The organism is Oryzomicrobium sp. (assembly GCF_036820405.1).
In the GTDB taxonomy this organism is placed as follows: Bacteria; Pseudomonadota; Gammaproteobacteria; order Burkholderiales; family Rhodocyclaceae; genus Oryzomicrobium.
Genome location: NZ_DAISLS010000001.1, coordinates 117268 through 128946 on the forward strand (window position 1 = coordinate 117268; position 11679 = coordinate 128946).

General features: G+C 67.8%; 6 protein-coding genes and 2 tRNA genes. 5 read left to right on the forward strand and 3 right to left on the reverse strand.

Going from position 1 to position 11679, the window contains the following annotated elements:
- Positions 1-73 precede the first annotated feature (73 nt).
- The 5 genes from V7Z98_RS00545 (at position 74) to V7Z98_RS00565 (ending at position 10599) form a co-directional block, all read left to right on the forward strand.
- Positions 74-1018, forward strand: a complete 945-nt coding sequence (locus V7Z98_RS00545; RefSeq protein ID WP_293262937.1) for a LysR family transcriptional regulator — start codon at positions 74-76, stop codon at positions 1016-1018.
- 436 nt (positions 1019-1454) lie between these two features.
- Positions 1455-2768 (forward strand): MdtA/MuxA family multidrug efflux RND transporter periplasmic adaptor subunit, encoded by a 1314-nt coding sequence (locus V7Z98_RS00550; protein WP_293262940.1) that lies wholly within the window; start codon positions 1455-1457, stop codon positions 2766-2768.
- A 12-nt stretch (positions 2769-2780) separates the two neighbouring features.
- Entirely contained in the window at positions 2781-5897 is a 3117-nt protein-coding gene (locus V7Z98_RS00555) for an MdtB/MuxB family multidrug efflux RND transporter permease subunit (RefSeq protein WP_293262943.1), read from the forward strand.
- Positions 5898-5906: 9 nt separating this feature from the next.
- Positions 5907-9077, forward strand: a complete 3171-nt coding sequence (locus tag V7Z98_RS00560) for a multidrug efflux RND transporter permease subunit (RefSeq protein WP_334156581.1) — start codon at positions 5907-5909, stop codon at positions 9075-9077.
- 40 nt (positions 9078-9117) lie between these two features.
- Complete coding sequence (locus V7Z98_RS00565) at positions 9118-10599, forward strand: efflux transporter outer membrane subunit (RefSeq protein WP_334156582.1); 1482 nt, start codon at positions 9118-9120, stop codon at positions 10597-10599.
- A 158-nt stretch (positions 10600-10757) separates the two neighbouring features.
- Here the strand turns inward: V7Z98_RS00565 and V7Z98_RS00570 are convergent, their stop codons facing one another.
- The 3 genes from V7Z98_RS00570 to V7Z98_RS00580 form a co-directional block, all read right to left on the reverse strand.
- The gene (locus tag V7Z98_RS00570; protein ID WP_334156583.1) at positions 10758-11246 is read right to left on the reverse strand and encodes a DUF1178 family protein; all 489 of its coding nucleotides are present in this window, start codon (positions 11244-11246) and stop codon (positions 10758-10760) included.
- Between the two features lies 1 nt (position 11247).
- A tRNA-Leu gene (locus tag V7Z98_RS00575) sits at positions 11248-11332 on the reverse strand.
- A gap of 146 nt (positions 11333-11478) precedes the next feature.
- Positions 11479-11554, reverse strand: a tRNA-Gly gene (locus V7Z98_RS00580).
- Positions 11555-11679 lie beyond the last annotated feature (125 nt).

Here is an 11679-nt window from a genome sequence, read left to right on the forward strand (position 1 = left end):
AGGCCATCCTAGGCCCGGCAAAAACAACAGTCCAATATATAATTGAGGTTGTTTTGATACGTTAAAAATATCAATGGAACTGCGCCACCTGCGCTACTTCGTCGCCGTCGCCGAAGAGCTTCACTTCACCCGGGCCGCCGAGCGCCTGCACATCGGCCAGCCGCCGCTGTCCCAACAGATCCAGGCCCTGGAAAGCGAGCTGGGGGTGACCCTGTTCGAGCGCAACCGCCGTCGGGTAGCCCTCACCGAAGCCGGCAAGCGCTTTCTCGCCCACGCCCGGCAGATTCTCGCCGACACCCGCAACGCCGCCGAGGAGGCACGCCGCGCCGCCCGGGGCGAGGTGGGCGAGCTGCGCATCGGCTTCACCTACTCGGTGCCGTTCACCAGCGTACTGCCGGGCTTGCTGCGGGATTACCGACAGCAGGCCCCCGGCGTCACCCTGACCCTGCACGAGATGTTTTCCACCGACCAGGTTATCGCCCTGGCCGAGGACCGGCTCGACGTGGGCTTCGTCCGCCATCTGGCCCGGGAAGACACGCCCGGGGTGGTCCTGCGCGAAATCCGCCGGGACCCGCTGCGCCTGGTGATCAACGCCCACCACCCTCTGGCCGATGCGCCGGAGGTGAGCCTGGCCGACCTGCGCAACGAGGGCTTCATCTTCTACCCCCGGGACGCCGGCACCGGCATCCACCGCGCCGTGGCCCAGATGTGCCGGGCCGCGGGCTTTGCCCCCAAGGTGGTGCAGGAGGCCCGGGAAGCCACCACCCTGATCGGGCTGGTGGCGGCCGGCCTCGGGGTGACGGTACTGCCCTCCCCCCTCGAATGCGTGCGCATGCCCGACGTGCGCTACCTGCCGATCGCCGACCCGGGGGCTCACATCTCCCTGGCCGTGGCCCTGCGCGACCGCCCCCCGGGCCCTCTGTTGGCCGGATTTCTCGCCTGCCTGGAGCGCCAAGGCAGCGGCGATCCCTCGCCCACATTCATTTCCGCAGCCGACACCCCGTTCCAGGCACGATAAATCGCAAAAAAGAAGGAATCGGCCGCTGTTTTGCCCCTGCCCCGGCTTTTTGTCGCGTATCAGCCCGGATACCAAGGCGGACAGCAGTGTAAGGGTGTGTAAATCGAATATTTTAGTGCTTTGGCACGGCCTGCTTTTACGGTATTTTTCGTCCTGCAGCGCGGCGTCAGACCCGGCCGCAGGCTCGCCCCCGCCGTTCCAGCCAGCCGTTCCATCGCCAGCCACCTTCTCCGGGGGACCTGCGGCCCCTGTCGGCCCGTACCGGATCACCCCGCCCCACGGGCGCGGCCGTTGCCCGGGCGCTCCGCGCTCTGCCCTTCGGCCGCGACTTGGCCGACAATGGCGCCTTTCGCTTACCGTTGGCCCTGCACCGCGCCGGGCCGTTGCAGCCGGCTGATACGTCCGCCCCACCTACTTTCCCATCATCGAGGTTTCCATGACGACCCGCTCCGACGATCGTCGTGCCGCGTTCCGTAATTTCTTCACCCAAGGCCGGCGCCGCTGGGTGCTGGCCGGCCTCCTGGTCGCCGTGGCCGCCGGCGGCGCCTATTGGCATTACGGCACTTCCCCCGGTATCGACAAGGCCAGCGCCCAGGGCGCTCCGGGTGGCGGACGCGGGCCAGGAGGCCCCGGTGGGCCCGGCGGACCGGGGGGACGCCCCACGCCGGTCCAGGCCAAGGCGGTGCGCAGCGGTGAGTTGCACGTCTTCCTCACCGCCCTGGGCACGGTGACGCCGATCAATACGGTCACGGTGCGCAGCCGGGTCGATGGCGAACTGCTCCGGCTGCCCTTCAAGGAGGGGCAGATGGTCAAGGCCGGCGACCTGATCGCCGAGATCGACCCGCGCCCCTACCAGGTCCAGCTGACCCAGGCCGAAGGCCAACTGGCCAAGGACCAGGCCCTGCTGGCCAACGCCCGGGTAGACCTGGCGCGCTACAAGACCCTGATCGAGCAGGATTCGATTTCCAAGCAGCAGGTGGATACCCAGGAATCCCTGGTGCGCCAGTACGTGGGCACGGTCAAGAGCGACGAAGGCCAGGTGGCCAGCGCCAAGCTCCAGCTGTTGTACACCCGCATCACCGCCCCCGTGTCGGGCCGCATCGGCCTGCGCCAGGTGACCCCGGGCAACATCGTCCACGCCTCGGATACCAACGGCCTGGTGATCATCAACCAGATTCAGCCGATCCACGTGCTGTTCGCCCTGCCCGAGGACAACCTGCCGGCGGTGCAGGCCGCCCTGCATTCCGGCGCCCCGGTGCTGGTGGAAGCCTGGGACCGAGCCCAGAAGAACCTGCTGGCCACGGGCCGGCTGTTCACCCTGGACAACCAGATCGATACCGCCACGGGCACCGTCAAGCTCAAGGCCGAGTTCGCCAACGCCAAGGACGAGCTGTTTCCCAACCAGTTCGTGAACATCCGCGTGCTGGTGGAAACCCGTCCGGACGCCCTGCTCATGCCCACCGCGGCGGTACAGCGGGGCAGCCAGGGCACCTTCGTCTTCCTCGTCCGCGACGACAACACGGTGACGCCCAAGCCGGTCAAGCTCGGCCCGGTGGACGGCGAGGCGGTGGCGGTGGAGCACGGCCTTTCCGCCGGCGACAAGGTAGTGGTGGACGGCTCCGACCGGCTGCGCGATGGCGCCAAGGTCGAGGTGATCGAGCCCACCGTACCCAAGGGCAAGCCTGCCAACGGCAATCGGGGCAACCGCCGCCAGGGCGGCCCTGGCGGCGGCCGTCCCCCCGCTCCGTAAGCACGCCCGATCATGAATCCGTCGCGCCTGTTCATCCTCCGGCCGGTGGCCACCACCCTGCTGATGGTGGCCATCCTGCTCTCCGGCCTGGTGGCCTTCCGCTTCCTGCCGGTGTCGGCCCTGCCCGAGGTGGATTACCCCACCATCCAGGTGGTGACCCTCTATCCGGGGGCCAGCCCGGACGTCATCACCTCGTCCATCACCGCCCCCCTGGAACGTCAGTTCGGCCAGATGCCGGGCCTGGACGAAATGACCTCGATCAACTCCGGCGGGGCCTCGGTGATCACTCTGCGCTTCACCCTGGACCTGACCCTGGACGTGGCCGAGCAGCAGGTCCAGGCGGCCATCAACGCCGCCGGCAACCTGTTGCCCAGCGACTTGCCGATGCCGCCCATCTACAACAAGGTCAACCCGGCGGATGCGCCGATCCTGACTCTGGCGGTGACTTCGGAAACCCTGGCGCTGAACCGGGTGCAGGACCTGGTGGATACCCGGGTGGCCCAGAAGATCGCCCAGCTGCCCGGCGTCGGCCTAGTCTCCCTGTCCGGCGGCCAGCGCCCGGCGGTGCGGGTGCAGGCCAACCCGGCGGCCCTGGCGGCCTACGGCCTGTCCCTGGACGACGTGCGCAACGCCATCGCTGCCGCCAACGTGAACCAGGCCAAGGGCAACTTCGACGGCCCGAGTCGGGCCTCGACCATCGACGCCAACGACCAGTTGAAGTCGGCCGAGGACTACCGGCGCATGGTGGTCACCTACGCCAACGGCGCCCCGGTGCGCATGCGCGACGTGGCCGACGTGATCGAGGGGGTGGAGAACACCCGCCTGGCCGCCTGGGCCAACCGCAAGCCGGCGCTGATCATCAACATCCAGCGCCAGCCCGGCGCCAACGTGATCGAGGTGGTGGACCGCATCAAGGCGCTGCTGCCCCAGCTGGAGGAGAATCTGCCCGGCGCCCTGGAGCTGCGGGTGCTGACCGACCGCACCACCACCATCCGCGCCTCGGTGCACGACGTGCAGATGGAGCTGCTGTTCGCCATCGCGCTGGTGGTGATGGTGATCTTCATGTTCCTGCGCAACCTGCCGGCCACGGTGATCCCCAGCGTGGCGGTGCCCCTGTCCCTGGTGGGCACCTTCGGCGTGATGTACCTGGCCGGGTTCTCGATCAACAACCTGACCCTGATGGCCCTGACCATCGCCACCGGCTTCGTGGTGGACGACGCCATCGTGATGATCGAGAACATCGCCCGCTACATCGAGGAGGGCGAAACGCCCCTGGCGGCGGCCCTCAAGGGCTCGCGCCAGATCGGCTTCACCATCATCTCCCTGACCTTCTCCCTGATCGCCGTGCTGATCCCCCTGCTCTTCATGGGCGACGTGATCGGGCGGCTGTTCCGGGAATTCGCCGTGACCCTGGCGGTGTCGATCCTGATTTCGGCGGTGGTGTCCCTGACCCTGACGCCGATGATGTGCTCCAAGCTGCTGCGCCACGTGCCCGAGGAACGCCAGGGCCGCTTCTACAAGCGCATGGGCGCCTTCTTCGATACCGTCATCGCCGGCTACGGGCGCATGCTCGCCTGGGTGCTCGACCGGCAGCGGGCCACCCTGTGGGTCGCCGGCGCCACCGTGGCTCTCACCGTGCTGCTCTACGTGGTGGTGCCCAAGGGCTTCTTCCCGGTGCAGGACACCGGGGTGATCCAGGGCATCACCGAAGCCACCCAGGCCATTTCCTTCCCGGCCATGGCCGAGCGCCAGCAGGCCCTGGCCGAGGCGATCCTGGAAGATCCGGCGGTGGACAGCCTCTCCTCGTTCATCGGCGTGGACGGCACCAACGCCACCCTGAACAGCGGCCGGCTGCTGATCAACCTCAAGCCCCACGACCAGCGCAGCGAATCGGCCAGCGACATCATCCGCCGGTTGCAGCAGCGGCTCGCTGGGGTGCCGGGCATCACCCTGTACATGCAGCCGGTGCAGGATCTGACCATCGAGGACCGGGTCAGCCGCACCCAGTACCAGTTCACCCTCCAGGCCTTCACCCTCGAACAACTGTCGGAATGGGTGCCCAAGGTGCTGGAGCGGCTGTCCGCCATCCCGCAGTTGGCCGACGTGACCAGCGATTTGCAGGACAAAGGCCGCCAGGTGTTCGTGAACATCGACCGGGACACCGCCGGCCGCCTGGGGGTGACCACCGCGGCCATCGACAGCGCCCTGTACGACGCCTACGGCCAACGCCTGGTGTCCACCGTGTTCACCCAATCCAACCAGTACCGGGTGGTGCTCGAGGTGAAGCCTGAATTCCGCACCGGCCCCACTTCCCTGACCGACCTGCGGGTGCCGTCCACCGCCGGTGGCCTGGTGCCCCTGGCGGCAGTGGCGCGCATCGAGGAGCGGCCCGTGTCCCTGGTGATCAACCGCCAAGGCCAGTTCCCCGCCGCCACCGTCTCCTTCAACCTGGCCAAGGGCGCGTCCCTGGGCGAGGCGGTGGATCTGATCCGCCAGGCGGAACAGGACGTGGGCCTGCCGGCCGCGGTGCAGACCAGCTTCCAGGGCGCGACCCTGGCCTTCCAGTCGGCCTTGTCGAACCAGCTGTGGCTGATCCTGGCGGCCGTCGTCACCATGTATATCGTGCTGGGGGTGCTCTACGAGAGCTACATCCACCCGGTGACCATCCTCTCCACCCTGCCCTCCGCCGGCATCGGCGCCCTGCTCGGCCTGATGGTCTCGGGCACCGAGCTGACGGTGATCGCGGTGATCGGCATCATCCTCCTGATCGGCATCGTCAAGAAGAACGCCATCATGATGATCGACTTCGCCCTGGAGGCGGAGCGGGTCGAGGGCAAGCCTCCCCGGGAAGCCATCTACCAGGCCTGCCTGCTGCGCTTCCGGCCGATCCTGATGACCACCATGGCCGCTCTGCTCGGCGCCCTGCCCCTGATGCTCGGCACCGGCGTCGGTTCGGAACTGCGCCACCCCCTCGGCATCACCATGGTGGGCGGCCTGCTGGTGAGCCAGGTGCTGACCCTGTTCACCACCCCGGTGATCTACCTGGCCTTCGACCGGCTGGCCCGCCGCCTGGAGTCGGCCCGGCTCCGCGCCGGCGAATCCAGTGGTTCCAGCGGCGCCGACCGCTAAGGCACGTCCATGCGCCTGTCCGCCCTGTTCATCTACCGGCCGGTGGCTACCACCCTGCTCACCCTGGCGATCGCCCTGGCGGGCATTGTGGCCTTCCGCCTGCTGCCGGTGTCGCCCCTGCCCCAGGTGGATTACCCGACCATCTCGGTGACCGCCTCCCTGCCCGGGGCCTCGCCCGAGACCATGGCTTCCACCGTGGCCACGCCCCTGGAACGGGCCCTGGGGCGGATCGCCGGGGTCACCGAGATGACCTCCAGCAGCTCCCTGGGCTCCACCCGGGTGACCCTCCAGTTCGACCTGGACCGGGACATCAACGGCGCCGCCCGGGACGTGCAGGCGGCCATCAACGCCGCCCGCACCCTGCTGCCGTCGGGCCTGCCCTCGAACCCCACCTACCGCAAGGTGAACCCGGCCGACGCGCCGATCATGATCCTGACCCTGACCTCGGACACCCTGTCCCAGGGCCAGATGTACGACGTGGCCTCCACCGTCATCGCCCAGAAGCTGTCCCAGCTCGACGGCGTGGGCCAGGTCAGCGTCGGCGGCAGCTCCCTGCCGGCGGTGCGGGTGGAGCTCAATCCCCGGGCGGTGAACCAGTACGGCATCAACCTGGACACGGTCCGCACCGCCCTGGCCAACGCCAACGCCAACCGCCCCAAGGGCATGGTGGAGGACGAGGAGCGCCAGTGGCTGGTCGGCGCCAACGACCAGGCGAAGACGGCCAAGGACTACATGCCGCTGATCGTCAGCTACGTGAACGGCGGCCCGGTGCGCCTGTCCGACATCGCCACCGTGGTCGATAGCGTGCAGGACCTGCGCAACGCCGGCTCGGCCAACGGCAAGCCCTCGGTGCTCCTGATCATCAACCGCCAGCCCGGCGCCAACATCATCGAGACCATCGATCGCATCCGGGCCGAGCTGCCACGTCTGCGCTCGGCCATTTCCCCGGCCATCGACCTGGCCGCCGGCATGGACCGGTCCCTGACCATCCGCGCCTCCCTGCGCGAGGTGGAAACCACCCTGGCCATCGCCGTGGCGCTGGTGATCCTGGTGGTCTTCCTCTTCCTGCGCAACGCCCGGGCGGCCCTGATCCCCTCGGTGGCGGTGCCGGTATCCCTGATCGGCACCTTCGCCGCCATGTACCTGGCCGGTTTTTCGCTGAACAACCTGTCGCTGATGGCCCTGACCATCGCCACCGGCTTCGTGGTGGACGACGCCATCGTGGTGCTGGAGAACATCGCCCGCCACATCGAGGACGGCATGACTCCGATGCGCGCCGCCCTGCGCGGCGCCAAGGAGGTGGGCTTCACCGTGCTGTCGATGAGCCTTTCCCTGATCGCCGTGTTCATTCCCATCCTGCTCATGGGCGACATCGTCGGCCGGCTGTTCCGGGAATTCGCCGTAACCTTGTCGGTGGCGATCCTGATTTCCCTGGTGGTGTCACTGACCACCACGCCGATGATGTGTGCCCGGCTGCTCAAGCGCCGGGAAGAGGCCCCCTCCCCCGCCCCGCAGGACCACGCCGAAACCGAGCCGCCGTCGCGCCGCCGCGCCTTGCTCGCCCGCCTCAATCCCCTGGCCTGGCAGCCCTTCATCGCCCTCCAGGCCGGCTACCGGCGCACCCTGGGCTGGGCCCTGGACCATAGTCTGGTGACCATCCTGATCCTGGCGGCCACGGTGGCCCTCAACGTCTATCTCTACATCATCGTACCCAAGGGTCTCTTTCCCCAGCAGGACACGGGACGGATCATGGGCTTCATCCAGGCCGACCAGAGCATTTCGTTCCAGGCCATGCGGCAGAAACTGTCGGACTTCATCGACATCGTGAAGGCCGACCCGGCGGTGGATACGGTGGTGGGCTTCACCGGCGGCAGCCGGGTCAACTCCGGCTCCATGTTCATCAGCCTCAAGCCGGTGCGCGAGCGGGGCGTTTCCGCCGACCAGGTGATCAACCGGCTGCGCGGCAAGCTATCCCGGGAGCCCGGGGCCAACCTGTTCCTGGTGGCGGCCCAGGACATCCGCATCGGCGGCCGGCAGAGCAGCGGCTCCTTCGACTTCACCATCAAGTCCGACGAACTGCCCGAACTGCGCAAGTGGGAGCCGCCGATCCGGGCCGCCCTGTCCGAGCTGAAGGAACTGGAGGACGTGAGCACCGACCTTCAGGACAAGGGCCTGTCCACCACCCTCAACATCGACCGGGACGCCCTGGCCCGCACCGGGCTGAACATGAGCCAGCTGGTGGCGGCCCTGGGCAATGCCTACAGCCAGCGCCAGGTCTCCACCATCTACAACGACCTGAACCAATACAAGGTGGTGATGGAGGCGGCGCCCCAGTTCTGGCAGCAGCCCGAAAGCCTGAGCGACGTGGTGCTGATCGGCCCCAACGGCGCCCAGGTGCCCCTGGCCGCCGTGGCGCGCTGGGAACCCACCTTTACCCCCCTGGGGGTGGCCCACGACGGCCAGTTCGTCTCATCCACCGTATCCTTCAACCTGGCCGAGGGGGTGTCACTGTCCCAGGCTTCCGACGCGGTCAAGCGGGCCTTGGACAAGATCGGCGTGCCGACCTCGATCCAGGCCGGCTTCGAGGGCAACGCCAAGCAGTTCCAGTCCAGCCAGTCGAGCCAGTTGCTGCTCATCCTGGCCGCCCTGGTCACCATGTACATCGTACTGGGCATGCTCTACGAGAGCTTCGTCCACCCGCTGACCATCCTCTCCACCCTGCCCTCCGCCGGGGTCGGCGCGCTGCTGGCGCTGATGGCCTTCAAGACCGAGTTCGGCGTGATCGCCCTGATCGGTGTGCTGCTGCTGATCGGCATCGTCAAGAAGAACGCGATCATGATGATCGACGTGGCCCTCGACACCCAGCGCCGCCACAACCTGGCCCCGCGCGAAGCGATCTTCCGCGCCTGCCTGCTGCGCTTCCGCCCGATCATGATGACCACCCTGGCCGCCATCCTCGGCGCCGTGCCCCTGGCCCTGGGCCACGGCGACGGGGCCGAGCTGCGCCAGCCCCTGGGCATCGCCATCGTCGGCGGATTGATCGTCAGCCAGTTGCTCACCCTCTACACCACCCCGGTGGTGTACCTGTACCTGGATCGCTTCGGCCAGTGGAGCCGGGGCCGGCTGCGCCGCCTGTTCGGCCGCAAGCCAGCCGAGGCCAATCCCGCTGTCCAGTCCTGAGCGCCCTTTTGCTTCCATGACGCCGTTTGATCGAACCGCCATGACCTTCCGTACCGTCCCGCTTTCCCTTCGCCCGCTGCCGGTCCTGGTCGCTCTGCTGCTCGCCGGCTGCGCCGTGGGGCCCGACTACAGCCGCCCCAGCACCGCCGCCGCCACCGCCTACCGCGAGGCGACCGCCGACCCGGGCTGGACGCCGGCCAAGCCGGCCAGCCCGTCCCAGTCCGACCGCTGGTGGGAAATCTACGGCGATCCGGTGCTCAACCAGCTGATCGACCAGATCGACCTGAACAACCAGACCCTGCGCCAGTACGAGGCCCAGTACCGCCAGGCCCAGGCCACGGCGGCGGCGGCCCGGGCCGCCTTCTTCCCCACTCTGGGCGCCAACGCCGGCGTTACCCGGAGCCGCAGCACCGGCGCAACCCAGGTGAGCACTCTGCGCACCCTGTCCCTCAGCGCCGCCTGGGAACCTGACCTGTGGGGCAGCGTGCGCCGTAGCGTCGAGGCCGGCGAAGCGGGCACCCTGTCGGCTCAGGCTACCCTGGCCTCGGCCCGCCTGTCGGCCCAGGCCACCCTGGCCCAGGATTATTTCCAGCTGCGCGTGATCGATGCCGAACTGGCCCTCTACGACCAGACCCTGGCCGCCTACAAGCGCTCCCTGGACATCACCCGCAACCAGTTCGCCTCCGGCATCAACACCCAGGCCGACGTGGCCCAGGCGGAAAGCCAGTATCAATCCACCGTGGCCCAGCGCCTCGACCTGGAATTGCAGCGCCGCCAGCTGGAGCACGCCATCGCCCAGCTGCTGGGCAAGGCGCCCGCCGATTTCGCCCTGCCCCTAGCCACTAGTGCCAGTGCCAGCGCCGACTGGCGGCCTGACGTGCCGGTGGTGCCGCCCGGCGTGCCCTCCACCCTGCTGGAGCGCCGGCCCGACGTGGCCGCCGCCGAATACCAGGCAGCCGCCGCCAACGCCCGCATCGGCGTGGCCAAGGCCGCCTACTTCCCAGCCCTGACCCTGACCGGCTCCGGCGGCTACCAGAGCCAGACCCTGGCCCAGTGGTTCGACGCCCCGAGCCGGGTCTGGTCCCTGGGAGCCGCCCTGGCCCAGACGATCTTCGACGGCGGCCTGCGCCGCGCCCAGACCGACCAGGCCATCGCCGCCTACGACGCCACCGTGGCCCAGTACCGGCAGACGGTGCTGGGTGCCCTGGTGGAAGTGGAAGACAACCTGGCCGCCCTGCGCACCCTGGAGAACGAAGCCCAGGTCCAGGACAAGGCCCTGGCCGCCGCCCGAAAAGCCGAGCAGCTGGCCATCAACCAGTACAAGGCCGGCACCGCCACCTATCTAAACGTGGTGGTCGCCCAGGCCAGCGCCCTGTCGGCGGCCCGCAGCGCTTACCAGATCCTCGGCCGGCGCCTGTCCGCCAGCATCCTGCTGGTCTCGGCCCTGGGGGGGCATTGGGAAGGGGATTCGGCGGCCGCCGACGGTGCGCCGGTCAGCCAGGCTTCGGCCGGGCGTCCCTGAGGCAGGGCGTTGCCCTAGCGGGGCAGTGAAGGCTGCCAATTTAGGACCTGAATTGGCCGGGTAGAAGCACCGCTGGATTTTCTTCGACGTGGCGGGGAGCCGTGTGCCCCCCCTTTCGCCCCTTGCTACCGTGATAAAAGGCAGTCCCCGGGATTTCTTCAGTGGGTCGGTTCGTCGTCCAGGGTGGGCAAGCGCAGCACGTCGATGCCCTCGTCCTCCAGGGCCTCGTATTCCTCGTCACTGGCCTGGCCCCGGATCGCCCGGGCAGGAGCATCGCCCAGGTGAATCTTGCGCGCCTCGCTGGCGAAATCCTGGCCCACGTCCTCGGACGTCTGGACCAATGCCCGCACCACCTGACGCAGCAGCTGCTCGGGGGAGATTTTTTTCGGCGGGACGGTCGTTGCCGGGGTTGCCCCGGCCGTAGCATCCGGCGCCCCATCGGAAGTACTTGCCGTGGAGCCGGTGCGATGCATGATGTGGCCGCCGGAAGGAATCTTCTCGATTCGCTCGGAACCGCACACCGGGCAAGCGAGCAGGCGCCCGTCCCGTTGCCGGGAAAAATCCTCGGCGGAGCGGAACCAGCCTTCGAAGCGGTGCTGCTGTTCGCAGGAAAGGTCGTAGATGATCACGGCCGGCGGTGTGCGCACGTGGTGCCCGGGACGGGACTTGAACCCGTAAGCCTTGCGGCGGCGGATTTTAAGTCCGCTGTGTATACCAATTTCACCACCCGGGCAGGATGAGGAAAGCGAAAGGGCGCATTATAGCCGCAGCCAGGGTTGCCACGGGATTCAATGGGATAAATCGGCCAATTGTTGGCGCAATTGGCTACAAGGCGCGCAAAAACAAAAAAGGGACGCCAGACGGCGTCCCTTTTCAACTTGGAGCGGGAGAAGAGTCTCGAACTCTCGACCTATACCTTGGCAAGGTATCGCTCTACCAACTGAGCTACTCCCGCAAAACCTGCTACTGCTCGCCTCGTACAACCAACCGAAAAAGTCGAGGCGATTTCAAACTTTTTCTTGATTTGGAGCGGGAGAAGAGTCTCGAACTCTCGACCTATACCTTGGCAAGGTATCGCTC

Bases quoted from the DNA above. Each gene is read 5' to 3' on its own strand.
- V7Z98_RS00545 (WP_293262937.1), top strand. From the start codon at position 74: ATGGAACTGCGCCACCTGCGCTACTTCGTCGCCGTCGCCGAAGAGCTT.
- V7Z98_RS00550 (WP_293262940.1), top strand. From the start codon at position 1,455: ATGACGACCCGCTCCGACGATCGTCGTGCCGCGTTCCGTAATTTCTTC.
- V7Z98_RS00555 (WP_293262943.1), top strand. From the start codon at position 2,781: ATGAATCCGTCGCGCCTGTTCATCCTCCGGCCGGTGGCCACCACCCTG.
- V7Z98_RS00560 (WP_334156581.1), top strand. From the start codon at position 5,907: ATGCGCCTGTCCGCCCTGTTCATCTACCGGCCGGTGGCTACCACCCTG.
- V7Z98_RS00565 (WP_334156582.1), top strand. From the start codon at position 9,118: ATGACCTTCCGTACCGTCCCGCTTTCCCTTCGCCCGCTGCCGGTCCTG.